Below are 26,759 nucleotides of genomic sequence, written 5' to 3' on the forward strand. Positions count from 1 at the left end.
ATGGACTTCGGATTCACCCCCGAGGAGGAGGCGTTCCGCAGCGAGGTACTCCAGTTCCTGGCCGGCTACCAGGGGCTGGACGGCTACTTCCACCGTGGTGAGAACACCGGGGAGGGCGTGCGGACGGTCTACCGGGCGCTCGGGGAGCGTGGTTGGCTGTCCCTTTCCTGGCCCGAGGAGTTCGGTGGCAGGGGGCTGTCACCCGCGTACGAGTTCATCCTCTGGGACGAGATGGCCTATGCGCGGATTGCCAGGCCACCGATGGGCCCGGGCCTCGTCGCCAAGGCACTCATGACCCACGGGACCGCCGAGCAGGGCGAACGTCTCCTCCCGGGGCTTCGGCTCGGACAGATCAACTTCGCGCTCGGCTATTCGGAACCGGACGCCGGTTCGGATCTGGCGGCCGTGCGGACCCGGGCGACTCCGGTCGGCGACGACTACGAGATCAACGGCGCGAAGTGCTGGACGTCCAACGCCCACTGGGCCGACCACATCTGGCTGCTCTGCCGGACCGGAGCCCCGGAGAGCAGGTCGCGCGGGCTCAGTGTCCTGATCGTTCCCCTGGACCATCCCGGCGTCTCGGTCTCCCCGATCCCGACTCATGACGGCGGCCGCCTGAACGAGGTCCGGTTCGACGGGGTGCGGGTCCCGGCCGGGAACCGGGTCGGCGAGGAGAACGCCGGGTGGCAGGTGGTCGCATCCGCGCTGGCGGTCGAACGGCATGTCCAGTTCCCGCCGAAGCGGCTGCGACGCGACCTGCAGGACCTCGTCACCTGGGTGGAGAAGTCGGGCCTGAGCCGCGATCCCGTCGTCCGCAGGCGGCTCTCCGACCTCGCCGTGCAGGTCGCGGAGGTCGAGGCGCTGGCGCTGGCGCTGCTCGGCGACATCATCAGCGGCCGGCCATCGGCGGTCCCGGCGGCCTACCACAAACTGGCCGGTACCCGGCTCGCCCAGGAGATCGCGCGCTCGGCCATGGAGTTCGGATCGAGTGAGGCGCTGGTCAAGGACAGCGACGTCGAGTTCATGTGGCGGCAGGCGATCCTGGAAACCGTCGGCGGCGGAACATCGGAAATGATGCGCGGCCTCATCGCACGGCAGGCGTTCGGTCTCGACAGCAAAGGCTGACGGACGTCGCTGTCCCACCCACGACGTCCCGCACGCTCACCGTCGCTCACCCCCGACATCCCGCACGCTCACCGTCGCTCACCCCCGACATCCCGCACGCTCAGCAGCCGCTCACCTCCAACATCCCGCACGCCCAAGGGAGTCAGGCATGTCCGCTGCACCCTCCGCGTCGTCCCCACAGAGCCCTGAGAGACCCGGAGGACCCGGGACACCACCCGCGGTCCCGGATCCCGCCCTACTGCGCAAGGTGGCACTGTCGAGCCTGCTCGGCACCGTCATCGAGTACTACGACTTCCTCCTCTACGGCACGATGGCCGCCCTGGTCTTCGGCCCGTTGTTCTTCCCCGAGTCGAACTCCGCGGTCGGCACGATCGCCGCGTTCGGGACACTGGCCGCCGGCTATGTCGCACGGCCCGTCGGCGGTGCCGTCTTCGGGCACTTCGGTGACCGGCTCGGACGCAGGACCGTGCTCGTCGTGACGATGCTCCTCATGGGCACGGCGAGCTGCCTCATCGGGTTGCTGCCCACGTACGGGACCATCGGCGTCGCGGCTCCCGTGCTGCTGATCCTGTTCCGCATCGTCCAGGGCATCGCCGTCGGCGGTGAGTGGGGCGGCGCCACGCTGATGGTCGTCGAGCACGCCGACGCACGGCGCCGCGGCCTGTGGAACGGCGTGATGCAGATGGGGTCACCGATCGGCTTCCTGCTGTCCAGCCTCGCGGTGACCGCGACCACGCTCCTTCCCGAGGACCGGTTCCTGGCGTGGGGCTGGCGCATCCCGTTCCTGTTCAGCGCGGTGCTGCTCGGCATCGGCCTGTACGTGCGCATCAGCATCACGGAGAGCCCGCTGTTCCAACAGGCGGTGCAGGCCCGGGAACAGCGGACCGCGGCGCAGCCGCCCCGTATCCCCCTGGCGCAGGTGCTGCGCGCACCGCGTGTCCTGATCCTCGCCGGCGCGGTCGGCATCGGCCCCTTCGCCCTGACGGCCCTGATCGGTACCTTCATGCTCACCTACGCCAAGGCCATCGGGTACGACACGTCGGACGTGATGACCGGCCTCACGGCCACCGCGCTCACCGGGCTGGTGGCCATCCCGGGCTTCTCCGCGCTGTCCGACCGGGTCGGACGCCGGGCGGTGACGCTGGGGGGTGCCGCGGGTATCGTGCTGCTCGCCTTCCCGGTCTACGCCCTGATCAACACGGGGTCCGTACCCCTGCTGATCCTCGGCATGGTGCTCGGGCAGGTGGTGCAGAACGCGATGTACGCACCGCTGGGCCCGCTGCTGGCCGAGATGTTCGGCACCCGGGTGCGCTATACCGGAGCATCCATGGGCTACCAGCTGGCCGCACTGATCGGCGGTGGCTTCACCCCGCTCTTCGCGAGCAGCCGGCTGTCGGCCTCGGGCGACATCTCAAGCACCCCCCTCGCCACCCTGGCCATCATCTGCGGGCTGATCACCGCACTCGCCATCTGGCGCACCGCCGAAACCCGCGGCCGTGACCTGTCCGAGGACCCGGGCGCCGCCACATCCACCGCATCCACCGCATCCACCGCATCCACCGCATCCACCGCTTACGACCTTGGGGGCAATTGAGGAGCTGAGTCATACCCTCTGATTGATCTTGCTGGCGCGATGGCAGCCGAGTGTCTCGTTGTGAGGATCGCGGTGGGTCCTCCATCGTGAGTCATGCCTGGCCGCCGATGGAGGCCCGTGGGGGAACCAGTTGGGTGGGTGCAGGCGTCCAGAAGGGCATGGATCAAGGTTTCCGGTTGCGTGAGGCGACCACCGAGGACGCCGACGTCCTTGCCGATGTGCACACCCGGACCCGGACCGCGTACTACACCGCGGGCGGCATGCCCGAGGAGGAGTTCGCCGGCCCGAGTGCATGGGGAGAACGGCGCGACGCCTGGGCGCGGGTGCTGGGCGCGCCGGCGCGCGTCACGGTGGTCGCGGAAGACTTGGACGGGACAGCGGTCGGGCTGCTCACTGCCGGGCCACCGCACTACGAAGACCTGGACGCCTCGACGTACTACGAGCTGTACCAGATCGGGGTACTGGCGCATGCCTGGGGGCGTGGGGTGGGTGGGGCCCTGCACCGGGAGTTCGTTGCGCTGGCCTCGGCCGCCGGCTGTGCCGAGGGCGTGCTGGAGTGCTGGGCATCCAACACCCGTGCGCAGCGTTTCTACGCCCGAAACGGGTGGCGGCCGGATGGAGCGCGCCGTCCAGGACCGCTGGACCATGACTACGTCCGGCTGCGGCTGAAGCTCGTATCGCACAGCTTCTGAGCGAGACTGACGCAATGTCAGCGGCGGGTGGCACGATCGGGAGACGTGACCGCTGCCCTGGATCGTGCCGCCCTGTCCCATGCTGCCTTCACTGCTGTGACACGCCGACACTTCGCCGAGCTGGTTGTCGAGTTGGCGCCACGCTGAAAGGCGTCGCGGGAGTCGGACCGAGCCGAGCGGTGTGGGGGGCTTCGGAAGCGCCTGGCCGGGGCAGGACGCAAGGTGAAGCTGGCGTTCACCGACCGGTTGCTGGTCACCCTGATCTGCCTGCGTCACCAGCTGCCGCACGCCGCGTTGGCGGAGCTGTACCAGGTGGACCGCTCCACCGTCTCGGCGGCGGTGCGGGAGATACGGCCCCTGCTCGCGGCCCGCGGCTTCGCCGTCCCCGACCGGCCCGTCATCCGAATCCGCACCCTGGAGGACCTGTTCGCCTACGCGGCGGCCGAGAACATCGAGCTGCGCATTGACGGCACCGAGACCCAGGTGCGCCGGCCCCGGGCTCACCGGCCGGGCCGGAAGGCATTCGTCTCGGGCAAGAAGAAGCAGAACACGATCAAAACCACCAGCTTCAGCGACGGCCAGGGCCGCATCCTGTTCTCCGGCGTGGTCAGGCCCGGCCGGATGCACGACCAGACGGCCGTGCGCACCGAGGGCATCGCCGAACAGTTCCGGCTCCGCCCGCAAGTCAAGGCCAAGGTCGACGACGGCTACCGCGGGCTGGCAAACGAGTTCCCCGACCAGATCAGTGGGCCGCCGAAGAAGCCCAGCGAGGATGCCTGCGACGGCGAACACCGGGCCTGGCAGGAGGCCAAGCGACGGCAGTCCTCGGCGAGGATCTGCATCGAGCACACCAACGCCGAGCTGAAGAAGTGGCGTCCGCTCCAGCGATACACCGGACGCCGCGAGAACTACGGAGAAACCCAAGCCGCGATCGCCCCCCTCGTCTCCGACCGCTCCGCCAGGCGCCCCACCCGCCACAGGACCAGCACCGCCCTCGTGCCCGTCCGCACCACCACCTGCTGACTCATCCATCAGCCGAACCTCCAGGCCAAACTGCCCGGACCTCAATTGCCCCCAAGGTCGTTAGAGACAGCGCAGGGGAAGTCCGAGGTCGTTTCTCACCGGGCCGGCGCCCACGCTCACTACGTCATGCGTGAGAGGCCGCCTTCCCCTCACCGGTGAACATGTTGATCAGGCTGTGGGGTGTGTCGTCGCCGAAGAGCAGCTCGTGGAGCTGGGTGCCGTCGGTGGCGGCTTCGGTGCTGCGGGGGAACATGGCCTGTTCGTATGCGGTGAGGGCGGCTTCGGTGTCGTCGGGGTGTGCGGCGAGGGCCTGGGCGAGTTCGGCGCCGTCGTACATGGCCAGGTTGGCGCCTTCGCCGTTCGGGGCGGAGAGGTGGGCGGCGTCGCCGAGCAGGGTCACGCCCGGCACCCGGTCCCACCGGTGCCCGGCCGGCAGCGCGTGCAGGGTGCGCAGGACCGGCGGGGTCCGGCCGTCGGTGATGAGCGCGGTGAGCTCCGGCGCCCAGCCCTCGAACTCCCCGGCGATCCGTGCCGCGGCCGCGGCGGCATCGGTGAAGTCGATGGCGGCGAACCACTCCTGCGTCCGGGTGAGTGCCACGTAGGTGTGCAGGGTGCCGCCGTTCTCCCGGTGGGCCTGGATGCCCCTGCCCGGCGCGAGTGCGAACATCGCTCCGCCGCCGACCGCCTTCGCGGTGGCGGGGTGACGGGTGTCGGCGTCGAACAGATAGGTCTCGACGAACGAGACGCCGGTGTACTCGGGCGCGGCACCGGACAGCAGCGGCCGGACCCGCGACCACGCACCGTCCGCCCCGACCAGCAGACTCGTGACGACGGTGCCACCGTCGGCGAAAACCACCTCGTGACGGCCCTCACCCAGAGCACGGGTGGCACTCACCTTGTGACCCCACCGGACGGTGCCGGCCGGAAGCGATGCGAGCAGGACCCGCCGCAGCTCACCCCGCAACACCTCCGGGCGGCCGCCCGTACCGTCATCGGGCTGGTCGAACAGGACGGCCCCCTCCCGGCCGAGGATCCGTATCGCCTGGCGGCCCTCCAGGACGAGGCCGCGGAACTCATCCATCAGGCCCGCCGCGAGCAGAGCCAACTGGCCGTCCTCCTCGTGGATGTCGAGCATCCCGCCCTGAGCACGAGCCTCCGGGGAGTCCTCCGCCTCGTAGACCGTGGCCGGGATTCCGTGGACGTGCAGGACGCGGGCGAGCGTGAGGCCGCCGAGTCCGGCGCCGATGATCGTGACGTCAGTGATCATGGTGATTCCTTGCGTGTCGCATGTCCGCCGGGCAGGCACCCGGCTGGTTCTCTGGAAAGGTCCCAGAGCTCACCGACAAGCCGCCGACAGGCCACCGCCACCGGCCCGACAGCCACCCGATATCTGACCGACACCGCGCTCTGCCATCCGATCTCCCCAAGTCGGAGCGCCCACAAGGAATCTGCGGAAATCCCGGAACCGGCGAGCGATGGCGGTTTGGCAACTTCCCGCCGCCGACACTCCGACGATCAGGTGAATTGATCCAGATGCGGTGGATCGCTGCGTCTACTGGTGCGCGTCTCTGCTCAAAGACCCACGCACTGGAGTGACATGCACGCCCGTACCGCCCTCACCGCTGCCGGCCTCGCCGCCGCCGCCATCGCCGGCACCGCCGGAAGCGCAGCCGCCATCGGTCACGACAGTGGCACCACATCCCTGAGCGGCAACGGCGCCCAGCAGGCCTTCGGGAACTCGAAGACCAACGGCGCCCAGAGCCCGCAGCTCAGCATTGTCCAGGGCTCCCTGAACAAGCTCTGCGCCGGCGTACCCGTCAAGGCCAACGTGGGTTCCCTCGTGGGCATTCTCGTGCCGGTCGCGGTCCAGGACGTCTCCGTCCTGTCGTCCCCGCAGAACCAGCAGTGCGCGGAGAACTCCTCCCAGACCAAGGGCGACGAGCCCCTGTCCCACATCGCCGAAGACATCCCGGTGCTCTCCGGCAACGGCGCCGGCAACGGCTGACAGTCAGCCTTCCTCCGGAGCCGGAAGGACACCGGCTCTCCGAGATCGTCAGCGGCCCGCCCGGCCCAAGGATCAGCCTCCGCCCGGAGAGTGTTCTGGAGGAGATCCGCAACATGAGCCGGGCGGGCCGTGGTCGTGACGACCGTCGCAGGCCGGTGAGACGCTCTCCTCAACGATGATCGCACCGTGCACCGGTCCCTAGACTGACCGCATGTCAGCCAGGGATCTGCAGCGCATCGCGGCCTTCCGTGCGTCCTTCGCCCGTCGTCAGGCTGCCACGGTGAGGGAGATTCCCGGCGGCGTGGTGGTCCTGGACCGGGAGTACGCGGCCTCCCACGAGCACAACCAACTCCTCATCGAGGCCACGTCGGCTCCCTCCGAACTCCCTGCTCTGGCCGATACCGCTCTCGGCCACGTGCGCCATCGCCGGATCACCGTCCTGGACGACGCCGTCGGCACACTCTGCGGTCCCGCCCTCCTCGCGGTCGGCTACGCGCACGAGACCCAGCTCGTCATGACCCACTCCGGCGACGCTGCGATCCCCGGCTCGCTCGCGGAGACGGTCCCTCTCGCCGACCTGCGGCCCGCTCTCGTCCGCCAGCTGCGCAGCTGGATGCCCCAGGCCGAAAACGCTGTCGTGCGCCAGCTCGCCGACCGCCGAGCAGCCCGGCTCCGCGGTTGCGGGCAGGTACGGTTCCTTGCCGTTCGCGACGAGAACGGCACCATCGGCTCCTGGGCCGACGTCTACCTCGATGCGGACCGGGGAATCGCCCAGATCGAAGACGTCGTCACGGCTGACACACACGTCCGGCGCGGCTACGCGGACACGGTCCTCGCCACTGCCCTGCACCACTCTTCAGGACATGGCCTGGTCTTCCTCATCGCCGACCCCGACGACTGGCCGCGCGGTTGGTACGCCCGCCGTGGTTTCACTCCGATCGGCCGCTCACACGTCTTCACCCGTACGGAAGGTGGATGCTGAGCAGGCTCGTCGCTCCGTGACGGCTCAACGTCACCGTCCGGTCGAGCCCGCGTTCGGAGCCGTGAGAAGTCGACGGCTGCCCCCGGGGGAGGTGCCCTTCCGCAAGGGTTCGAGGCCGGTCCGCTTCGCCGCGCCATGAGCCCGCGTCAGGACTGCGGGGTCCAGGCCGCCACCAAGGTGAGCAGGCCGGGGAAGCAGGCATTGAGGTCGTCGACGCGCACGTGGCTGCGGCGTTCGAGTCCGTACTGGCGCTGGCGCGTGATGCCCGCCTCGCGCAGCGCTTCGTGATGTTCCTCGCCGCCACCGGGGTGCAGTTCGCCGTGCAGCGGCTGCGCCGCCGAACGTCCCTTGTCCGTCCGAGAGCTGCGGCTCAGTTCCGCCGTAACTCGGTGTGGTGGCCGTGGTGCGGCTCAGGCCGCTGCGCAGGCAGTCCCTCTTTCCGGGCGAGAGGGCGTTAATGTGTGGCCGAAACCCACAACGTTTGGCCGACCAGCAATCCCCCGCAGGAGGACACCCATGCAGGACTACGGAGGGATCAACCATCTGATCGTCCGGTTGGCCCGTGCCCATTGGGGTGCTGCTTCGGCACTCCTGCAGGAGGTCGGCCTCTACCCCGGGCAGGAACTGCTCCTGATGCGTCTGTGGGACGATGATCATCAGTCGCAGACGGCACTGGCCAAGAGCCTGCAGCTCGACAGATCGACGGTCACCCGCACCGTGCAGCGCCTGGAGCAGCAGGGGCTGATCGAACGGCATGCCTCGCCCACGGACAAGCGGGCCGTCATCGTGTCCCTGACCCCTGCGGGGTCGGATCTGCGCGAAGCGGTCACCCGCAGCTGGACGCAGCTGGAGGAGATTGCGACCGATGGCCTGTCCGGGCGCCAGAAGTCAGAGGCCATACGCCTGTTGCGTCGCCTGGATCACAATCTGCGAGCATTCGGCGACGGCGCCTGACCCGCGGCCGGCCTCGCACTCCCGAAGGAGCCGGCCGCTGTCACATCGGGCTCAGCCGATCGGCGCCGTGGACCGGGTCACGGGGTAGGGGCGGTCCAGTTCCTCTCCACCCAGTTCTCCAGGGTGATCAGGTCCGGGTGGATGACACGCAGCGCCGGGAGGTCGGCCTTGTACCCCTCCTTGTTGAACCAGTCGAACATCACGGCCGCCTCCTCGCTGAACTTCCGGATCTCCTCGATCGGCAGCTCCTGGAAGCGTGTCGGGACGCCCGAGACGCGTGCGAAGACCTCTGCCATCTCGGGGCCGGACAGGGCGTCACCGGCGATCTCGATCTGCCGGCCCACGTAGTGCTCCGGGTCCTCGAAAGCGTCGGCGGCGAAGACACCGATGTCCTCGACCGCGATCATCTGCAGCACGGTGGCGGGGTCCAGGGCGATGGTGAGCACGAGTTCGCCGTCGACCAGGGCCGGGCCCATGCCGGCGAAGTTGGAGAGGAACATCGTCGGACGCAGCACGGTCGCCGGAAGACCGAGCTCCGTGATGTAGCGCTCGATCTCGCCCTTGCTCTCGAAGTGCTCCACTCCGCTGGAGCGCTCGGCGCCGCCCACCGAGCCGTAGACGAAGTGGGCAGTACCGGCACGCTTGGCGGCGTCGGCGACCGCCTTGCCCTGGCGGATCTCGCCCGCTGAGCCGTCCGGGCCCTCGAAGGTCTGCACGCTGTAGACGCCGCGGGCACCCTGCAGGGCCGTGTCGAGAGACTGAGGGTCCTCCATGTCTCCCTTGACCAGCGCGGCGCCGAGCTGCTCAAGAGCCCGGGCGCCGGCCGACTCGGTGTCGCGGACCACCGCGCGGACCTTCCGACCGCGCCGGAGCAGCTCACGCGCCACCGCTCCCCCCTGACGGCCCGTACCGCCGAAGACCACAATCACTGCTTCCTGGGAAGTCGCCACAATAACCCCTCCGTCGAACTAGTTGGTGCACCAACCATATTTGTTGTCTGACCACATGTCTATCTGAACACAGGCTATATCCAAGGTTCAGCTCGCGATAACGTGTGGTGCACCAACAAAAGAACTCTGAAGGAGCAGGCATGGAGGAGTACGGCCCAGTCAGCCACGTGGTGACCCGGGTCGCGCACGCACATGCGAACGCGGCATCCCCCCTCCGGCAGCAGTGCGGCCTCTGTCCCGGGCAGGAGTTGCTCCTGATGTGCCTGCGGGAGAAGGACCACCAGTCCCAGACGAGCCTGGCCAGGGCCCTGCGGCTCGACCCGCTGCGAGGCTGCGGATCGACACTCGCCCGCCTCCTAGCGGTCCCTGGCCTCGTAACGGTCCCTGTGGGTCTCGGCGACCAGCACGCGGCCGGGTCCCCCTCTCCCCGCCCGCCCGGGGGTTTCAACGGACCGCTCAGGTGCCGGTCGCCTGGTACGCGGGGGCGGCCGTGAGAGCGTCGGCGATCTCCGCGAGCAGGGCGCGCCTGCCCGCCGGGAGGAACGGGAAGTAATGCCCGCCCTCCACCAGCCGGCATCGGAACCCTCCCGAGGTGAAGCCGCCCCACAGCGGGAGGGTGGCCGCCGGGACGATCGGGTCGTCCGTCCCGGCCAGCGCGGTGAGCGGAACGGGCAGGCACGTACCGGCCACGGACACCAGGGCCCGGCGGGTCAGCTCCAGGTCGTGGGCGAGCAGTCGCTCGCGGCCTGAGAGCGGCCCCGGCGCGGTGAGCGCGTCGGCGGGCAGCCGGTGCCGGGCGAGGATCGCGGCAAGCCCCTCGGTGGATTCCAGCAGATCGGGGAACGGGTGCGCACGGCTGCCCGGGAACGCGGCGCTGACCACCAGGCCGTCGCACAGACCGGGCCGGGCACGTGCGGTGGCGACAGCCAGCAGCGCGCCCAGGCTGTGCCCGAAGTACACCGTGGGCAGCGGTGCCCGTTCCGCCAGCTCACCGGCGACGCCGTGCGCCACCGCATCCGGTGAGGTGCCCGGCGCCTCGTCCGGCCGCCGTTCGCGGCCGGGCAGGGTCACGCCGAGCACTTCCACGTCGTCGGGGAGCCGGGTCAGCAGCGATGCGTACGAGTCCGGTCCTGCGCCGGCGTGCGGGAAGACCACGAGGCGGCGGCGGGCGTGCGGCGCTGGGCGCAAGAGGGCCGTCCACGAGGAGGAGGCGGGAGGGGGCATCGGTACTCCAGTGCCGGGTTGATCAGACGGACGGCCGGGTGAGGCCCCGGTGCAGGCGGTAGCGCGGGCACCCGATGCCCCGGACCCCGGGCATCGCCCGGGTGGTCCGGCCCGCCTCGCTCAGCACGTCGCCGCTGAGGGCGCCCTGGTGGGTGTCCTCGTCCGTCCACTCCGCATAGTTGATCACTCTGGTGCCGTCGGCGCTGACGTGGAAGTGGGCGGCGACCAGCCCGGGGATGGGCCGGGCCAGCGGGCCGTCGAGGAGGGTGTCGACGATGGCGCGCTGCCGTTCGGGCCCGTCCACGTCGAAGCTGGGTATGGCGATGCAGCCGGGGACCGGTGGCGTTCCGCCCGGCGCGTCCGGGACGAGGCTGCGGTAGAGCCGGTAGGTGACCGCCCCGGAGATCCGGACCTCCGGGTCCGACCACTGCGCATAGGTCAGCACGTTCTCGCCGTCGGTGCTCACGTAGAAGCTCAGCGAGAGCTGCTCCGGCGGCCACGGTCCGCTTTCCCAAGCGGCGAGCATCGTCTCCACCAGGTCGGTCTGCCGGTCACGGCCGCCCGCATGGCGCGTGCTGATGGTGACCGCCATGGTGTCGGCGCGGGCGATGTCGGGGAGCCGGTCGCGGCCCGTGAGTTCAGCCGACATCGGCGGTGGAGCCCTTGAGGGCGGCCAGATAGGTCTCCTCCGGCTGGGAGCCGGAGAAGGCGGTGCGGCCGTCGAAGACGAAGTACGGCACCGAGCTGATGCCCTGGCTCCGCACCTCTTCGAGGTCGGCTCGCAGCGCGTCATCGCCTCCGTCGCGCAGGACGACGCCGACCTCGGCGGCGAGCGTGTCCAGCGTGGCCGGGTCGCCCACGTTGAGTCCCTCGGTGGCGTAGGCGCGGAACAGCCGCTCCACCATGGGCTCGCCGAGTCCCTGGGCCGAGGCTTGGGCGATGAGCCGGTGCGCCTGGAAGGTGTTGCTGTACACGGCACGGTCGTAGTTCAGTTCCACGCCGTCCGCGGCGCCCATCGCGGCGAGGCCCTCGGTGTCCTGGCCGAAGCCGGGGCCGAACTGCCGTCGCAGCACGTCGAGCAGCGGCTCGCCCGCCTCGGCGGCGGTGGGGTTCACCTGGAAGGGCCGGAAGACCACGTCGAGCCTGCCGCCATCGGCCCGGAAGCGCTCGGCCGCTCGGGCGAAGCGCGCGTAACCGATGTGCGAGTGCAGGCAGATGATGTCGAGGACGAGCTCGACGCGACGTGTGGTGGCCGTGGTGTTCTCGTTGTTTCCCATACGTGAAGCCTCCAACTTAAAGAGCGGTTTAAGTCAAGCTAGTGTGAGCGTATGACGGAGCAGATCTCTTCGCACGTGCCCGAGATCACTGTTGGCGAGCTGGCCCGGCGCAGTGGAGTCCCCGCGTCCGCCCTGCGTTTCTACGAACGCGAAGGCCTGATCCGCAGCCGCCGCACCACCGGTAACCAGCGGCGGTACCACCGCGAGACGCTCCGGCGCGTCGCCTTCGTCCGAGTATCGCAGCGCGTCGGCATCCCGCTGGCCACCATCCGCGAGGTGCTCGGACTCCTGCCGGAGGAACGCACTCCCACCCGGGAGGACTGGGAGCAGGTCTCCAACTGCTGGCACGACTCGCTCAGCGCGCGCATTCGTGAACTGGAGCGGTTGCGGGACCATCTGACGGACTGCATCGGATGCGGCTGCCTGTCGATCGACCGCTGCGCGCTGGCCAATCCGGGGGACGAGCTCGGGGCGCAGGGTCCCGGGCCGCGGCGGCTGCTGGAGGGATAGGTCTCCCCTGCCCCTCCCCTGCCCCTCCCCTGCCCCTCTGCCCGAATCCGGGGGTACGCAGTCGACCACCCGCACGTTGTCCGGGGCCGTGCCGGCCGTGGCGAGTTGGCTCGCGCCGAGCGTGGCGACCAGCTCGATGTCGAGCCCCGCCACCGTTCCAGTACGCCGGAGAAGAAGACGCCGCTCTCCCGGAACGATTACCGGCCGCGCCGCGCGTGCCGATCGTGACGGCTGTCAGTCCGGAGTCGGTGGCGGGGAAGACGGTGAACGGGACCCGCATGGGGTTCTCCATCCGTGGCATCAGGTGCTCTTCGCGCCGTAGCGCGGCCCGTGCCGCCGGACGGCCTGGACCGTGGCGGCGCCGAAGTCGGCGCCGTAGCGCGGGATACGCTGCTGGGCCGCGTACGCGGCGGCGGCATAGCGGGGGTCGGGCCGCAGGGCGTGCTCGCGCTGGCAGGCCTCGGCGAGCTTGATGACGTGATCGTCGCCGTGCTCCACCGCGCGGGCCGTCAGCTCGGCGAACCCGGGCGCTCCGTACTCGTCCGCGTCGGCGGTCGCGGTGTCCTCGCCGCGCCGGTCGCGGGTGAAGTCCAGCAGCATGACCACCTGTACCTGCCACAGCACGGCGAGGGTGGGCGCGTGCAGTTCGGCGGGCAGGTGGGGCAGCACCAGCCGTACGGCGGCGGGGGCGGTGATCCCGTGGACCAGCGGAATCGGGAAGACCTCGGGGTGGGAGAGGTAGACCCCGGCGAACTCCGCCGTCATCTCGGTCAGCAGCAGCTGGGCCTCGGCGGGGCGCAGCGCCCGCAGCGCCTCCTGGTAGCCGGGGTACGTCCCGAGCGGGCCGGTGTCCTCGACGTCGCCTCGCCCGCCGCGGAATCCGGACTCGGCCAGTTCGTCGCGGGGCAGGGCGGCCATCGCCCGGGCGAGCCCGCGCTGTCCCCGGAAGCGGACGTGGCCGGGCAGCGGCGTGTATCGAGCGGCCCAGTAGGCCAGTCCCCGGGCGAGTTCGGTGAGTTGCGCCGGGCCGGGTTCCGGGGCGGCGGCGAGTCCGCGTACGGCGTGGGCGGTGCGGATGACGCCGTGCGTCAGGCCCGCGACGAGGCCGGGGGTCAGCCGGGGCCACCAGCGGACCAGCACATCGCGCCAGGGTTCCGCGGCCAGTTCGCGCCGGAAGAGCTGCTCCCAGTCCCCCGCGCGGTCGAAGTCACCCAGGACGGACCGCCAGTCGGTGGCGTCGGTGGCGTCGATCGCGAGCCGGGGCTCCGGCGGGGCGTGGTGGGCGATGCCGTTGCGGTAGGCGCGCACCCAGGCGGGGATCCGGTCGCCGTACCCGAGGGTGGCGAGCGTCTCGGCGCACATCGGGCCGTGGGTGACGAAGCCTTCCGGGCCGCGCTCGTAGCCGAGGTCGTCCAGGCGTTCCAGGGCGTCGTTGACAGCGTCGGTGTAGCGGGTCACAGGTCCTCCAGGATTTCCACGGTCCGTGCGAGCGAGGGGAGTTGGGCTATCTCGGCGGAAAGGGCCCGGGCCCGCACGCGGTAGCCGGGGTCGCCGAGCAGCTCCTCGCGGGCCCGGGCGACGGCGTCGGGCGTCTGTTCGCCGGGGAGCAGCGTGAGGGACGCCCCGTAGGCCGATACGCGTTGCACCGATTCGTTGAATATCGCCCACTGGGGCAGGGTGAGCTGGGGTGTTCCGGCGTTCAAGGCCGTCATCCCGGTGGCTCCCCCGCCATGGTGGACGATCAGGTCGCAGGTGGGCGCCACGACGTCCATCGGTATCCAGCCGATCCGTATCCCGGGCAGCGCGGCGCGCAGGGGGAGGGCGGCGTCCTCGGGGGCGGCGACCACGACCTCCACATCCGGCGTGCTGACGCTGTTCACCAGGTCGCGCAGGAAGTCGTGGCTCCCGGTGAGGGTGACCCGGCTGCCCGAGGTGACGCAGATCCGCGGGCGGTCCCCCCGGGTGTACATCCACGGTTGCAGCTTCCGCTGCCGGTTGCCGGGCACCCATCGCACGCCGCGTACGGGTGCCGCGGGCGCGGTGCCCGCCCGGCGGAGGGCGGGCGGGCAGATGTCGAGGAAGAGCGCGGGGTCCGGGATGCGCTCCAGGCCCATCGCGTGCAGCTCCGGGCGGAGTTCGGCGTCGGCGTGCGGGTCGACCTCGGTGTCGTCGACCATGTCCCAGGCGTGCCGGACGTGCGGGACACCGAGGTGGGCGGCGAGCAGGGCGGCCGCGTAGGAGCGGGTGCCGCCGACGACGAGGTCCGGGCGCCAGTCCCGCGACAGGTCGAGCAGCGGGCCCAGGCTCGCGGCGGCCAGCCGGCCGAACCAGCCGCCCGCGTGCCTCCACTCCTCGCGCAGGCCGGTGGGGGCTGCCACCGGGCGCCCTTCACGGTCGGTGGTCAGGAAGCTCAGCAAGGAGCGGGCGGTGACCGGGATGCCCGGCAGGCCGGCGCCCTCGACCACCGGCATCATCTCCTCGGTCGTGGCCATGAAGACCTCGTGGCCCGCATGGCGCAGGGCCGTGGCCAGCGGCGCGAAGGCGAAGACGGTGGCCGGGCTCGGCCCGGCGACGTACAGGACCCTCATCGGACCCCCTCCGGGCGCGCGATGCGGACGGCCGCTGCGACGCGCGCCTTCGGCCCGGCCCAGCGGCGCATGACCGGGCGTTCCACGCAGACCATGAGGAGCCCGCCCGCGAGCAGCGAGGCGAGGAAGAGCGTGAGGAGCACGGCCATGCCCGCGGCCGGCCCGTACCGGTGTCCGCCCATCAACTCGGTGCGGGCGTAGGTGAGGACGATGTAGTGGACCATGTAGAAGGCGAACGAGACCTCGCCGAGCCACTGGGCGGCGCGGCCGCGCAGGACGGACGGCATGCCGCGGACGTCGGAGACGGCGACCGCGCAGATCAGCACGCCGACGGGCACGATCGTGGCCACGTTGAGTCCGTAGAGCCACGGCACCCACAGGGCCAGCGCGTAGCCCGCCGCCGCGAGCAGGGCGGCCGCGGAGAGCGGGACGCGGGGAAAGCGCCCGGCCAGGACGAGGCGGGCGAGCAGCATGCCCAGGACGAACTCGAACATCCGGACCGGCGGGAAGTTGTAGCCGATCCAGAACTGCCAGGTGGAGACCGGCGCGCCGAACGAGGCGGGGCTGTCGGGCACCAGCAGGTCCGTCACGAGCTGCACGGCCACCATGGCCGCGACCATCCCCGCCGCCCAGGCCCACAGTCCGGCGGTCCTGAGCCGCAGTACGAGGCGGATCAGGAGGGGGAAGAGCAGATAGAACAGCAGCTCGCTGCAGAGCGACCAGGCGGGCGAGTTCACGCCGAGGTACACGGTCGGTTCCGGGAACCAGGAGTGCACCAGGAACAGGTTCGGCAACCACACCGGGAGCGGGCTCAATGCCCCGGCGAACAGCGCCAACGCCAGCGCCCAGGTCACGACATGGTTGGGGAAGATCTTCAGCAGGCGTCGGCGCCAGAAGCCGGTCACCGTGTCGCGGGGGTCCGCGGACCAGGTGAGAACGAAGCCGCTGAGCACGAAGAAGAACGAAACCCCCATCCAGCCCGCCTTGCTGAAGAGCGTCGCGAAGCCGTCCGCCAGGCCGCCGTCGGCGAAGGGGTTCATGGGGAGGAAGGTGAGCGACGCGTGGTACCCGAAGACGAGCGCCGCGGCGGCGAACCGCAGTCCGGTCAGTGACGGCAGTCTGTGCGCGTGCGGCGCCGCCGGGGCCGGGGAAAGGGACAGGCGTGGCGAGGTCGGGGTCATGTCGGTCCGTCTCCAGTGTGCGGGCAGCACGACGGCCCGGCTCGCGGGGAGGCGAGCCGGGCCGTCGTGCTGAGTCGTCGTGCTGTGCCGTCGTGCTGTGCCGGTCGGACGGTTCGGACCGTGACCGTCAGACCTTGTAGGGGCGCGCGGTCCGTGCCTCACGCAGGGCCTGGGCCCACCAGCCGAGCTGGTCGAGCAACATCTTGGCGGCCGCGTTGACGCCTTCGGGGTCCTTCGGCGAGCCGTCCTCGTCGAACTGCGACCAGGCGCCGTGGAAGCTGACCGTGTCACGGATGGTGGTGGCGTGCAGCTCGGCGAAGACCTGGCGCAGGTGTTCCACGGCGCGCAGGCCGCCGGAAAGGCCTCCGTACGCGACGAAGGCGACGGGCTTGGCGTGCCACTGGGCGTTGTGCCAGTCGATGACGTTCTTCAGGGACGCCGGGTAACTGTGGTTGTACTCCGGGGTCACGACGACGAACGCGTCGGCCGCCTCCAGGCGGGGGCTGACCGCGCCGACCGCCGCGATCGTCTCGGGGGACGCGGTCCCGCCGAAGGCGGGGAGCACCATCGGCAGGTTCGCCTCGGCCAGGTCGATCACGTCGACCTCGAAGCCGCCGTGAGCGGTGGCCTGCTCCGCGAACCAGTTGGCGACGACGGGTCCGAAGCGGCCGTCCCGGACGCTGCCGATGATCAGTGCGATGCGGATGGGGGCTTCAGACATGGGGTCCTCCTGAGGTGGTTCTGTTTACTTGACGAGTGGTGGTGCGGCGGTTCTTGTTCAGACCTTCGCGGACTTGGCGGGCGGGGCCGCCTCCGGCTCCGGGGTGCCGAGCGTGGTCCGCAGCGGGACCTCCCGGATGATCCAGGCCACCGCGAAGGTGACCAGGGCCAGTGCCGCGCCGAGCAGGAACACCCGATGGGCGCCGCTGGACACGGCGAACTCGTAGGCGCTGCGCACCGCTTCGGGAAGCCGCTTCAGCTTGTCGGCCTCCAGCTGGGCGCCGCCGCTGACCGCGGCGGCCGCGTCGCCGCCGCGCTCGGCCATGGAGGCGCTCACCCGGCCGGCGAAGAGCGCACCCATGACCGAGACGCCGATGGAGCCGCCGATGGTGCGGGCGAGGGTGGCGGTCGAGGAGGCGACGCCGAGGTCCTTCGGCTCGACGCTCTGCATCGAGATGATCAGGGTGGTCTGCATCAGGCAGCCCATTCCGGCGCCGACCAGGGCCATCGCCGCGCTGGAGAACAGCCGCGAGGTGTCCGGTTCGAGCATGGAGAGCAACACGAGTCCCGCGGTGGCCAGGGCGCCGCCGCCGATCACGAAGACCTTGTACTTGCCCGAGCTGGTGATGACGCGTCCCACCACCACGTTCGCGACCATCATGGCGAGGAACACCGGCAGCAGCTGCAGCCCCGCGTAGGTGGGCGAAGCGCCCTGGGCAGCCTGCTGGAACAGCGGCAGGAAGGTCATGACGGCGAACATCATGGCGCCGAGAAGGAAGCCGATCACGGTGGCCAGCGAGAAGTTGGCGTTACGGAACAGCCCCAGCGGCAGCACCGGCTCGGCAGCCCTGCGCTCGGCGAGGACGAAGGCGGCGATCGCGACCACGGCCAGCGCCATGAGCCCCAGAATCGTGCCGGACACCCAGCCGTACTCGGTGCCGCCCCAGGTGGTGACCAGGACCACGGCGCTGATCGCGATGGTCAGCAGCGCCACGCCGAGGTAGTCGATGCGGGCCTTGGCGGACTGCTTGGGCAGGTCCAGCATCGAGGTGATCATGATCAGCGCAACCGCGCCGAGCGGCAGGTTGACGTAGAAGCACCAGCGCCAGCCCAGGTGGTCGGTGATCACACCGCCGGCCAGCGGACCGGCGATCATCGACGCGCCCATGACGGCCGAGATCATGCCCTGGAAGCGGCCCTGTTCGCGCACCGGGACGATGGTGCTGATGATCGCCAGCGCGCCGACCATGAGACCGCCGCCACCCAGCCCCTGCAGGGCGCGGAAGCAGATCAGCTGCCACATGCTCTGCGCCATACCGGACAGCGCCGAGCCGACCAGGAAGATCGTGATCGCGGACAGGAAAACGCCCTTGCGACCGTACATGTCGCCGATCTTGCCCCAGACCGGGGTGGAGACCGCGGTCGTCAGCGTGTAGGCGGTGACCACCCAGGACAGGTGGTCCAGGCCGCCCAGCTCACCGACGATGGTCGGCATCGCGACGCCGAGGATCAGGTTGTCGAGCGATCCGAGGACCAGGGCGATCACCACCGCGCACACCACGGCGTACAGATTGCGGTTCTGGGGTAAGGCGGAAGCGGGCGCTTCCGCCTGCGACTGAGCTTGCGACATTTTCCCCCCCGGGGAAGGTCATGGGGTGTTCGGAATCCGCTTACCTGTCGGGCGGCTAGGAGACGGTACATGAGACGCTAGACGCTTCCTTGCCGCCCGTCAAGTAAGCTACCGTTGCCGCTGTCCGGAGACACGAGGATCCGGAGCAGGAGAGCGCAGGAGGGCGACCATGACCACCGGCACACGGCAGGCACGCAAGGGCGACACACGCCAGCGCATCAAGGACGTCGCGCTGCGGCTCTTCGTCGAACTCGGCTACGAGAAGGCCTCGCTCCGTGGGATCGCCGAACAGCTCGACGTCACGAAGCCCGCGCTGTACCACCACTTCAAAACCAAGGAAGACATCCTGGTCAGCCTCTTTCAGGACGTCGACACCGAGATCGACGAGCTGATTGCCTGGGGCCAGGAGCAGCCCCGCACCGTGGAGACCAAGCGGGAGCTGCTCTCCCGCTACGGCGCCGTGCTGAACCGCGCCACGCCCCTGTTCGTCTTCCAGCAGGAGAACCAGGCCGTACTGCGCGGACTGAGCGTCGGCAGGAAGTCCCAGAACCGGCTGGGCACCTTGTCCGGGCTGATCACCGACCTGGACGCGCCACTGCCCGACCGGGTGCGCACGCTCGTCGCGCTCCTCGCGCTGCACTTCGGCACGCTCAACCTGCCCAGCCTGGAGGGCGACCCCGAAGAGAAGTTCACGGAACTCCTGGACGTCGCCGTCCAGCTGCTCCCGGCGTCACCCGCGCCCTGACCGGCTCGCCGACCGGCGGATGTCATCCAGCAGCCGGGCCTGTTCCAGGCATTCGTGACCGGCGGCTGTCCCCTCGCGGACGGCCGCTGCGAAGGCGGCGAGGGTGGCCGTGACCTGGTCGTCGGCGCCCAGCTCGATCAGCTCGGTGCCGGAGCCGCGCTCCAGGCGCAGCACCGGGGTGTGGTCGGCGGGCGGGGTGAAGGCGCGGTCGACGGTGAGCCTGCCCCGCGTCCCGCAGATCTCGTACACCGAGCGGTAGCCGTGGTCCAGGCCGAAGGACAGCTGCGCGCTGACGCCGTCCGGAGTCCGCAGCAGCGCCGCGCCCGCCGTGTCCACCTCACGGCCGGGACCGGCGTCCAGGGTGGCGCCGATGACCCGGAGCCCGTCGCCGAGGAAGTGCAGGGCGGCGCGGACCGGGTAGACCCCGTTGTCCCACAGGGTGCCCCCGCCCAGCTCGGGACGGTAGCGGATGTCCCCGTCAGGCAGTCCCGGGATGGTGAACGTGGCCTGGAAGGAACGCAGTTCGCCGATGGCACCGTCGGCCAGCAGCTTCCGTACCGCCGCGTGCTGGCCGTGGTGGACGAACATGACGTTCTCCATCAGCACCAGGCCCCGTTCCGCGGCCAGCACCAGCAGCTCCCGGGTACGGGCCGGTTCGGTGGTGAGCGGCTTCTCCGCCAGCACGTGCTTTCCTGCCCGCAGCGCCGACTCGACCCATCGCGCGTGCAGGGCGGCGGGCAGCGGTACGTAGACCGCGTCGATGTCGTCGCGCGCCAGCAGCGCGTCGTACCCGGCCACCGGACGGCATCCGAACTCCCCGGCCACCTCCGCCGCCCGGGCGCCGTCCCGGCTGGCGACTGCGGTCAGTTCGGTGGCGGGCAGCTCCCTCATGGCCGGCATCATGCGGCGTCTCGCGATGTCCGCGCAGCCCAGGACGCCGATCCGCAACGGCGTCATCAGCCGCGTGCCAGCGTGGCGTTGAGACAGGCCAGCAGGGTGCGGGCCTGGACGTTGACGTAGTGGCCGTGCCGGACCAGGGAGGTCAGCTGCCCGGGGGTGACCCAGCGATAACCGGCCGGCGAGTCGAGCGAGCCGGCGTTCCCGTCGCTTTCGTCGACATCGACCAGGAGGTAGCGGCTCTCGGCGTTGAGGAAGCGGCCGCCCTCCTCGGAGTGCACAGCCTCGTAGCGGATGCGGGACGGGTCGGCCTCCATCACCAGGTCCAGGTACGGCGGCCGGTCGGCGCCCGTGAGGTGCGCGTAGTTGTCCGGGGTGTACTGGACGGTGGGACCCAGTTCCACGGTGTCGAGGAAGCCGCCCTCGACCCGGGCGTGCGCCAGCACGTGCCGCACGCCACCGATGCGGCGGGTGAGGAATGCCGTCACGCCGAGCCCCTGCGGCTCGAAGAGCGGCTGAGTCCAGCCGGTGACCTCGCGGTTGCCCGCCTGGACCTTCACCGCCACGACGTTGAAGTAGCGGCCGTTCTCGTGGCCGACGGTGAACTCACCGCGCTTCCAGCCGGGGACCGTGTCGAGCGGTACGCGGGTCGCGAGCACGTCGTGCCGGGACCGCTCGGCGGTGATCCACGACAGCAGGTCGGTGTCGGAGTGCAGCGCGCCCGGCCCGCCGTCGCCGACCGGGGCGCAGGCCAGGACGGTGCGCGAGTCCATGTTGACCACGTTGTCCCGGTGCAGCAGTTCGCCGATCTGCCCCAGCGTGAGCCAGCAGAAGTCGTCGTCCAGCGGAACCTCACCGACGGCCTCGACGATCATGTTGCGGTTGGACTTGTGGTAGAACCACGAGCCGTGCTCGGACTGCAGCACGTCCGCGACCACCCTCGCCCGGCCCGGCTGGATGAAGTACTCGATGTACTTCACGTCCGCGCCCTGGTGGACCTTGGTGTAGTTGCTGCGGGTTGCCTGGACGGTCGGCGACAGCTGGAGCAGGTTGGGGTTGCCCGGCTCCATCTTCGCCTGCATCAGGAAGTGCAGTACGCCGTCGAACTCCTTGACCACGATGCCCAGGATGCCGATCTCGGGCTGCTTGATGATCGGCTGGTGCCACTCCTGGCCGGGGGTCTCCCCCTCCCCCGTCGTGACGTGCAGGCCCTCGACGGAGAAGAACCGGCCGCTGCGGTGCACCAGGTTCCCCGTGCCCTCCTCGAACGACCAGCCGACCAGCTCGTCGAACGGGATCCGGTCGACCTGGAACCGGTTCGCCCGGCCGCGGCCGGCGAGCCACCGGGCGAAGTCCTCGGTGCGCAGCTGCGCACCCTCGGTGGTGGCGGCGGACCGGGCGAAGCGGGCGGCGACCGAGGCGTCCTCACGTGGGCGCAGCGGCACCTGGACTGCGGCGGGCCTGGTCTCGGGATCGGCAAGTTGGGACATCATGACTCCCTCCGTTGGTTGTCAGTTCGCCGTGGGGACGGCGGAAGACGCGAGGAACGCGTCGATTACCTGGCGGTAGTAGCCGGGGCCGAAGCCCATCACGGCCGTTTCGGGCACCAGCGCCCGCAGCTTCTCGGTGGAGATGACGTGGTGGGCGCCGGTGTCCCGGTACTCCCGGCGGGCCTCCAGGCCCAGCCGCCGCGCGAGGTGGTCCACGATGTCCTCCACCGGGACCGCCTCGCCGGAGGCCACGTTGACCGTCTCGCCCCGCAGGTCCTGGGCGAGCAGCCGGTCGATGACGGTGACCACGTCGTCCACGTCCACCAGATCGCGGGAGGCGCCCCGCTGGATGCGTACGCTGCCCTCGCGCACCTGCCGTACGAGCGCCGGGAGCAACTGGTGCGGCGGCTGCCCGGGGCCGACGAGGTGGCCCAGGCGGAGGATCAGGCAATCGGCGCCCGAGGCGTGCAACTGCTGCTCCAGCGCGTACTTGTGGGCGCCGTAGGGAGTGCAGGGGGTGATCGGACTGTCCTCGCGGCCCGGACCGTCCAGCGCCCCGTACATCCCGGTGGCGGCGGTGGAGAAGAACAACAGCCTGCGTCCTGCGGCCCGGCACCGGTCCGCCACCTCACTCAGCAGCGCAGCCTCGCGCGCGAAGTCGGCGTCGGAGGTGCCGCTCGCCCAGGACACTCCGGCGGCGAGCACCACGGTGTCCGGGTGGCGGTGGGCGATCGGCCGCAGACTCCGGGCGAGGAATCCGTTTCCCACAATGTCCATGCGTCGGTCCTGAATCTTGAGTGGGGAGGTGGGGCAGGGCCCTGGTCAACCGCGGGCCCCGACGAATTCCTTGATGGAGGAGATGACGTAGTCGAGCATTTCTTCGCTGAGGCCGGGATAGACGCCGATCCAGAAGGTCTGGTCGGTGATGATGTCGCTGTTGGCGAGGTCACCGACGACGCGGTGCGGCTGGTTCTGGTACGCGGGGTGGCGGGTGAGGTTCCCGGCGAACAACCGCCGGGTGCCGATCTTGCGGCCCTCCAGGAAGCTCACGAGCTCCGCGCGGCTGAAGGGCGCCTTGGGGTCGACGGTCAGGGCGAACCCGAACCAGCTCGGGTCGCTGCGCACGGTGGCCTCGGGCAGCAACAGGTGCGGCAGGCCCTCCAGGCCGTCGCGCAGCTGCTTCCAGTTGCGGCGCCGGGCGTCCACGAAGGCGTCCAGCTTGGTGAGCTGCGTCAGGCCGAGGGCCGCCTGGATGTCGGTGGCCTTCAGGTTGTACCCGATGTGCGAGAAGATGTACTTGTGGTCGTAGCCCTCGGGCAGCGTGCCCAACTGGTACTTGAAGCGCTTGAGGCACTTGTCGTTCTCGCCCGGCTCGCACCAGCAGTCCCGGCCCCAGTCGCGCAGTGACTCCACGATCCGGGCCAGCGCCAGGTTCGCGGTCAGGACGCAGCCGCCCTCGCCCATCGTGAGGTGGTGCGCGGGGTAGAAGCTGACCGTCGACAGGTCGCCGAACGTACCGGTGAGCTGTCCGTCGTAGGTGGAGCCCACCGCGTCGCAGTTGTCCTCGATGAGGAACAGGTCGTGGTCGGAGGCGAGTTGGGCGATCTCGGCGACCTCGAAGGGGTTGCCCAGGGCGTGCGCGATGATGATCGCGCGGGTCTTCGGGCCGATCGCCTGCGCGACACGGTCCGCGGTGGTGTTGTACGTGGCCAGGTCGACATCGACGAAGACCGGAATGAGGCCGTTCTGCAAGATCGGGTTGACCGTGGTGGGGAAGCCCGCCGCGACCGTGATGACCTCGTCGCCGGGGCGGAGCCTGCGGTCCTCCAGCACGTGGGAGGTGAGTGCGGAGACGGCCAGCAGGTTCGCCGAGGAACCCGAGTTGGTCAGGTGGACCTTGCGCCGCTTCATCTTGCGGGCGAAGGACGACTCGAACTTCCGTGAGCTGCGGCCCGCGGCGATCCGCATCTCCAGGGCGGCCTCGACCAGCGCCACCCGGTCGTCCTCCTCCAGAACGGCACCGGACGGCCAGATCTCGGTGGTGCCCGGCACGAACGGCCGGTGGTCCTGCGTGTCCAGGTGGTATTTCCGGACCTCGTCCAGGACAAGCGCCTTGTGCTCGCTCATCTCATCCCCTCCGTCGTTGGTTGTGTGTCATGCCGCTTCGGCCGGCCGGGCCGACTCGGCGGCGAGCAGGTCGCGCAGTGACTCCTCGGCGCCCCGGTGCGGGCGCCACCCCAGCAGCCGCCGGGCCTTGGTGATGTCGAGCTGCTGCCACTCCACGTCGGTGCGCGGCGTGCCGTCGCCGGACTCCTCGACGATCCGGATGCTGAGCCCGCTGAGGGTGACCATCAGGCCGACGAGGTCCCGCATGGGTACGGCGGTGCCGCTGCCGATGTTCAGCACGCGGTCGGCCGGGGCCGGGGCCGGCAGTTCCGCCGCCGCCAGGACGGCGTCCACCACGTCCCGTACGTCCACGAAGTCACGCCGGGCGTGCAGTGGGGCCAGTCGCAGCTCCGCCGGTGCCCCGTCCCGGGAGTCCCGCATGCCGCCGGCCAGCCGCTCGCCGATCATGCCGAGCAGGCTGCCGCGCGGGGTTCCGGGACCGCAGACGTTCGCCAGCCGGAGCACGATCGCGTTCAGGTCCGCGGTGCGCGCCGCGTCGAGCACCGCAAGCGAGCCGAGGAGCTTGGACCGGCCGTACGGGGTGACCGGTGCCGGCACCTGGTCCTCACGGGTGCCCTCGCCGACCGTTCCGGGACCGTACTCGTGCACGCTGCCCAGCTGGACCAGCCGGGGCCGGTGCGGGAGTACGGCGACGGCCGCGGCGAGTTTGCCGACGGCTTCGGCGTTGGCTTCGAGCATCTCCCGCCCGGTCGCCCGCCAGGCCCGGCCGGACGCGTTCACCACGACGTCCGGCCGGGTGCGGTCCAGCAGCGCGGCCAGCTCCCGCGGGGCGGCGGTGGCGAGGTCGATCCGTAGCGGCCCGCTCCGCGCCGCGGAGGCCACCCGGTCCCCGGCGGCGGTGAACGCCGCGCCGATGTGCTGCCCGAGGAAGCCCGTGCCGCCGAGCACCAGCACCGAGCGGGTAACCGTCATACCTGACCGACCCCGTGTTTGGTGGGCTTCCACCAGTGGGGGTTGTCCTGGTACCAGGCCACCGTCTCGGCCAGTCCGCGCTCGAAGGTGACACGCGGGGCGTAGCCGAGCTGCTCGCTGATCTTCGACTCGTCCAGCGAGTAGCGCAGGTCGTGTGCCTTGCGGTCGGGAACCCTGACGACCTTGGAGTAGTCGTTGCCGGTCAGTTCCAGCAGCTTCTCGGTGATGGCGAGGTTGGTCTGCTCGTTCCCGCCGCCGATGTTGTAGATGTCACCGGCCCGCCCGTGGTTCAGCACGAGGTCGATGGCCCGGCAGTGGTCGTCCACGTGAAGCCATTCGCGGATGTTGCCGCCGTCGCCGTAGAGCGGCACCCGCAGGCCTTCGAGCAGGTTGGTGACGAACAGCGGTATGAGCTTCTCGGGGTGCTGGTAGGGCCCGTAGTTGTTGGAGCAGCGGGTGATCGACAGGTCCAGGCCATGGGTGCGCCAGTAGGAACGGGCGATCAGGTCGGACGCCGCCTTCGACGCGGAGTAAGGGGAGTTGGGCATCAGCGGCCAGGTCTCGGTCCAGGAGCCCTCGTCGATCGAACCGTAGACCTCGTCGGTGGAGACGTGCACGACGCGCTCGACGCCGGCGGCGAGCACCGCGTCCAGGAGCGTCTGGGTGCCGACGACGTTGGTGCGGACGAATTCGGACGCCGATTCCAGGGACCGGTCGACGTGTGACTCGGCGGCGAAGTGGACCACCGCCTCGTGCCCGGGGAGCAGCTGCCGCAGCAGGTCGTCGTCGCAGATGTCGCCCTGGACGAAGTCCAGCCGGGGATGGGACGCCGGGAGGTTGTCCCGGTTGCCGGCGTAGGTGAGCTTGTCCAGGACCGTGACCGTGGCTCCCTTCCAGTCCGGGTAGCCGTCCTCCAGCAGGGTTCGTACGTAGTGCGAGCCGATGAAGCCGGCGGCGCCGGTGACCAGGATCTTCATGCCGCCACCTCGACGCGGGTGTGGTCACCGACGACCAGCCGGTGGTGAGTGGTACCGATGTCGGCCGGTCCGACGGAGGCGGAGCGGCCGATCAGGGAGCCGTACAGGCCGCGGACCTGGGAGACCATGGCGCCGTCGAGCGCGATGGAGTAGTCGATGTGGGTACCACTGAGCACGCATTCCTTGCCGATGGAGGTGTGCGGGCCGATGTGGCTGTCCTCCACGACGGTTCCGGCACCGATGATGACCGGCCCTTCGATCCGGGACCGGATGACGCGGGCACCGGCCTCCACGACGACCGGGCCGATGAGCACGCTGGCCGGGTCGACCTCGCCGTCGATGCGGGGCTTCAGGCCGTCCAGGAGCTTGCGGTTGCACTCCAGTACGTCCTCGACGCGACCGGTGTCCTTCCAGTAGCCGCCGTACTCACTGGCCTTGACCTCGGCGCCGTGGGTGACGAGCCATTGGACGGCGTCGGTGATCTCCAGTTCGCCGCGCGTGCTGGGCTCGATGGAGGCGACGGCCTCGTGGATGGCGGGGGTGAAGAAGTAGACGCCGATGAGCGCGAGATCGCTGCGCGGATTCTGCGGCTTCTCCACGAGCCGCTCGACGCGGCCGTCCGCGTCGAGCTCCGCGACGCCGAAGGCCCGCGGGTCGGACACCTTGTGGACGACCACCTGCGCGGCCGGCCGGGTGGCCGTGAACTGCTCGGCGATCCGCCCGACACCCTCGGGCAGCATGTTGTCGCCGAGGTACATCACGAAGTCGTCGTCGCCCAGGAACGGCCGGGCGAGCGACACGCAGGCGGCCAGGCCGGTCGGCCGGTCCTGGGGGATGTAGGTGATACGCACGCCGAGCCGGGAACCGTCGCCGAGCACCGCCTGGATCTGCGGCGCCCAGTCACCGACGATGACACCGATCTCGGTCACCCCGAGGTCACGGATGTTCTCCAGGACGTGTTCCAGAACCGGCTTGTTCGCGATCGGTATGAGCTGTTTCGGCATGGAGTAACTGAAAGGCCGCAGGCGGGTCCCCGACCCGCCCGACAACACCAGTGCTTTCATGGACGTTCCTCTCTTGTCACGACTCTTGTCAC

The 26,759-nt window shown here is 70.3% G+C and carries 26 protein-coding genes and 1 pseudogene; 9 read left to right on the forward strand and 18 right to left on the reverse strand.

Annotated features, from left to right (window positions below):
* The 4 genes from OG285_RS37875 to OG285_RS37890 all read left to right on the forward strand — a co-directional run bounded on the left by OG285_RS37875 (position 1) and on the right by OG285_RS37890 (position 4,434).
* Positions 1-1,125 (forward strand): acyl-CoA dehydrogenase family protein, encoded by a 1,125-nt coding sequence (locus OG285_RS37875; protein WP_331760412.1) that lies wholly within the window; start codon positions 1-3, stop codon positions 1,123-1,125.
* 148 nt (positions 1,126-1,273) lie between these two features.
* Positions 1,274-2,719 (forward strand): MFS transporter, encoded by a 1,446-nt coding sequence (locus OG285_RS37880; protein WP_331760413.1) that lies wholly within the window; start codon positions 1,274-1,276, stop codon positions 2,717-2,719.
* A gap of 158 nt (positions 2,720-2,877) precedes the next feature.
* A complete protein-coding gene (locus tag OG285_RS37885; RefSeq protein ID WP_331760414.1) occupies positions 2,878-3,411 on the forward strand; it encodes a GNAT family N-acetyltransferase in 534 nt (177 codons plus the stop codon).
* Positions 3,412-3,633: 222 nt separating this feature from the next.
* Complete coding sequence (locus tag OG285_RS37890) at positions 3,634-4,434, forward strand: transposase family protein (protein WP_331760416.1); 801 nt, start codon at positions 3,634-3,636, stop codon at positions 4,432-4,434.
* Positions 4,435-4,558: 124 nt separating this feature from the next.
* Here OG285_RS37890 and OG285_RS37895 read toward each other — a convergent pair whose 3' ends face one another.
* Positions 4,559-5,701: an NAD(P)/FAD-dependent oxidoreductase gene (locus OG285_RS37895; RefSeq protein WP_331760417.1), complete on the reverse strand. Its 1,143-nt coding sequence runs from the start codon at positions 5,699-5,701 to the stop codon at positions 4,559-4,561.
* Between the two features lie 330 nt (positions 5,702-6,031).
* Between OG285_RS37895 and OG285_RS37900 the strand changes: the two genes are divergently transcribed.
* Together OG285_RS37900 and OG285_RS37905 are read left to right on the forward strand one after the other, a co-directional pair.
* Positions 6,032-6,439, forward strand: coding sequence for a rodlin (locus tag OG285_RS37900; RefSeq protein ID WP_331760419.1), 408 nt, complete (start codon positions 6,032-6,034; stop codon positions 6,437-6,439).
* A 211-nt stretch (positions 6,440-6,650) separates the two neighbouring features.
* Positions 6,651-7,421, forward strand: coding sequence for a GNAT family N-acetyltransferase (locus OG285_RS37905; RefSeq protein ID WP_331760420.1), 771 nt, complete (start codon positions 6,651-6,653; stop codon positions 7,419-7,421).
* A 146-nt stretch (positions 7,422-7,567) separates the two neighbouring features.
* Here the strand turns inward: OG285_RS37905 and OG285_RS37910 are convergent.
* Positions 7,568-7,711: pseudogene (locus tag OG285_RS37910) on the reverse strand (ArsR family transcriptional regulator); the annotation flags it as partial.
* A 226-nt stretch (positions 7,712-7,937) separates the two neighbouring features.
* Between OG285_RS37910 and OG285_RS37915 the strand changes: the two are divergent.
* Positions 7,938-8,375: a MarR family winged helix-turn-helix transcriptional regulator gene (locus OG285_RS37915; protein WP_331760421.1), complete on the forward strand. Its 438-nt coding sequence runs from the start codon at positions 7,938-7,940 to the stop codon at positions 8,373-8,375.
* Positions 8,376-8,452: 77 nt separating this feature from the next.
* Here OG285_RS37915 and OG285_RS37920 read toward each other — a convergent pair whose 3' ends face one another.
* The 4 genes from OG285_RS37920 to OG285_RS37935 form a co-directional block, all read right to left on the reverse strand.
* Positions 8,453-9,325 (reverse strand): NmrA/HSCARG family protein, encoded by an 873-nt coding sequence (locus OG285_RS37920; protein WP_331760422.1) that lies wholly within the window; start codon positions 9,323-9,325, stop codon positions 8,453-8,455.
* Between the two features lie 456 nt (positions 9,326-9,781).
* Positions 9,782-10,549, reverse strand: a complete 768-nt coding sequence (locus tag OG285_RS37925) for an alpha/beta fold hydrolase (RefSeq protein ID WP_331760423.1) — start codon at positions 10,547-10,549, stop codon at positions 9,782-9,784.
* Between the two features lie 22 nt (positions 10,550-10,571).
* Positions 10,572-11,198 carry a monooxygenase gene (locus tag OG285_RS37930; protein ID WP_331760424.1) on the reverse strand — a complete coding sequence of 209 codons (627 nt, stop codon included), beginning with the start codon at positions 11,196-11,198 and terminating at the stop codon, positions 10,572-10,574.
* Positions 11,188-11,826, reverse strand: coding sequence for a DsbA family oxidoreductase (locus OG285_RS37935; RefSeq protein WP_331760425.1), 639 nt, complete (start codon positions 11,824-11,826; stop codon positions 11,188-11,190). The genes OG285_RS37930 and OG285_RS37935 overlap by 11 nt, the downstream gene beginning before the upstream one ends.
* Before the next feature lie 51 nt (positions 11,827-11,877).
* On the opposite strand from OG285_RS37935, the gene soxR reads away from it, so the two are divergent.
* The gene (gene soxR, locus OG285_RS37940) at positions 11,878-12,336 is read left to right on the forward strand and encodes a redox-sensitive transcriptional activator SoxR (protein ID WP_331760426.1); all 459 of its coding nucleotides are present in this window, start codon (positions 11,878-11,880) and stop codon (positions 12,334-12,336) included.
* 300 nt (positions 12,337-12,636) lie between these two features.
* Here the strand turns inward: soxR and OG285_RS37945 are convergent, their stop codons facing one another.
* The 5 genes from OG285_RS37945 to OG285_RS37965 form a co-directional block, all read right to left on the reverse strand.
* Positions 12,637-13,794, reverse strand: coding sequence for a hypothetical protein (locus OG285_RS37945; RefSeq protein ID WP_331760428.1), 1,158 nt, complete (start codon positions 13,792-13,794; stop codon positions 12,637-12,639).
* On the reverse strand, positions 13,791-14,924 hold the full coding sequence (locus tag OG285_RS37950) for a nucleotide disphospho-sugar-binding domain-containing protein (RefSeq protein WP_331760429.1): 1,134 nt from the start codon (positions 14,922-14,924) through the stop codon (positions 13,791-13,793). Before OG285_RS37950 ends, OG285_RS37945 begins: the two co-directional genes overlap by 4 nt.
* Positions 14,921-16,105, reverse strand: a complete 1,185-nt coding sequence (locus OG285_RS37955; protein WP_331760430.1) for an acyltransferase — start codon at positions 16,103-16,105, stop codon at positions 14,921-14,923. Before OG285_RS37955 ends, OG285_RS37950 begins: the two co-directional genes overlap by 4 nt.
* Positions 16,106-16,232: 127 nt before the next feature.
* The gene (locus OG285_RS37960; protein WP_331760432.1) at positions 16,233-16,826 is read right to left on the reverse strand and encodes an NAD(P)H-dependent oxidoreductase; all 594 of its coding nucleotides are present in this window, start codon (positions 16,824-16,826) and stop codon (positions 16,233-16,235) included.
* Positions 16,827-16,883: 57 nt separating this feature from the next.
* Complete coding sequence (locus OG285_RS37965) at positions 16,884-18,455, reverse strand: MDR family MFS transporter (RefSeq protein WP_331760433.1); 1,572 nt, start codon at positions 18,453-18,455, stop codon at positions 16,884-16,886.
* A gap of 169 nt (positions 18,456-18,624) precedes the next feature.
* Here OG285_RS37965 and OG285_RS37970 point away from each other — a divergent pair, with 169 nt between their 5' ends.
* The gene (locus OG285_RS37970) at positions 18,625-19,200 is read left to right on the forward strand and encodes a TetR/AcrR family transcriptional regulator (protein WP_331760434.1); all 576 of its coding nucleotides are present in this window, start codon (positions 18,625-18,627) and stop codon (positions 19,198-19,200) included.
* On the opposite strand, the gene OG285_RS37975 is transcribed toward OG285_RS37970, so the two are convergent.
* From OG285_RS37975 to OG285_RS38005, 7 genes are read right to left on the reverse strand one after another with little or no spacing between them, the layout of a single operon-like run.
* Positions 19,186-20,157: a Gfo/Idh/MocA family oxidoreductase gene (locus OG285_RS37975; RefSeq protein WP_331760435.1), complete on the reverse strand. Its 972-nt coding sequence runs from the start codon at positions 20,155-20,157 to the stop codon at positions 19,186-19,188. The two genes, OG285_RS37970 and OG285_RS37975, sit on opposite strands and share 15 nt — an antisense overlap.
* Positions 20,157-21,590: an NDP-hexose 2,3-dehydratase family protein gene (locus OG285_RS37980; RefSeq protein WP_371793739.1), complete on the reverse strand. Its 1,434-nt coding sequence runs from the start codon at positions 21,588-21,590 to the stop codon at positions 20,157-20,159. Before OG285_RS37980 ends, OG285_RS37975 begins: the two co-directional genes overlap by 1 nt.
* 18 nt (positions 21,591-21,608) lie before the next feature.
* Positions 21,609-22,364 carry an NAD-dependent epimerase/dehydratase family protein gene (locus OG285_RS37985; RefSeq protein ID WP_331760436.1) on the reverse strand — a complete coding sequence of 252 codons (756 nt, stop codon included), beginning with the start codon at positions 22,362-22,364 and terminating at the stop codon, positions 21,609-21,611.
* A 45-nt stretch (positions 22,365-22,409) separates the two neighbouring features.
* On the reverse strand, positions 22,410-23,714 hold the full coding sequence (gene rfbH / locus OG285_RS37990) for a lipopolysaccharide biosynthesis protein RfbH (RefSeq protein ID WP_331760437.1): 1,305 nt from the start codon (positions 23,712-23,714) through the stop codon (positions 22,410-22,412).
* A 27-nt stretch (positions 23,715-23,741) separates the two neighbouring features.
* The gene (locus OG285_RS37995; RefSeq protein ID WP_331760438.1) at positions 23,742-24,686 is read right to left on the reverse strand and encodes an NAD(P)-dependent oxidoreductase; all 945 of its coding nucleotides are present in this window, start codon (positions 24,684-24,686) and stop codon (positions 23,742-23,744) included.
* Positions 24,683-25,663, reverse strand: coding sequence for a dTDP-glucose 4,6-dehydratase (rfbB, locus tag OG285_RS38000; RefSeq protein ID WP_331760439.1), 981 nt, complete (start codon positions 25,661-25,663; stop codon positions 24,683-24,685). Before rfbB ends, OG285_RS37995 begins: the two co-directional genes overlap by 4 nt.
* The gene (locus OG285_RS38005) at positions 25,660-26,727 is read right to left on the reverse strand and encodes a glucose-1-phosphate thymidylyltransferase (protein ID WP_331760440.1); all 1,068 of its coding nucleotides are present in this window, start codon (positions 26,725-26,727) and stop codon (positions 25,660-25,662) included. Before OG285_RS38005 ends, rfbB begins: the two co-directional genes overlap by 4 nt.
* Positions 26,728-26,759: the final 32 nt, after the last annotated feature.

It is taken from the genome of Streptomyces sp. NBC_01471, from assembly GCF_041438865.1.
Taxonomy (GTDB): Bacteria; Actinomycetota; Actinomycetes; order Streptomycetales; family Streptomycetaceae; genus Streptomyces.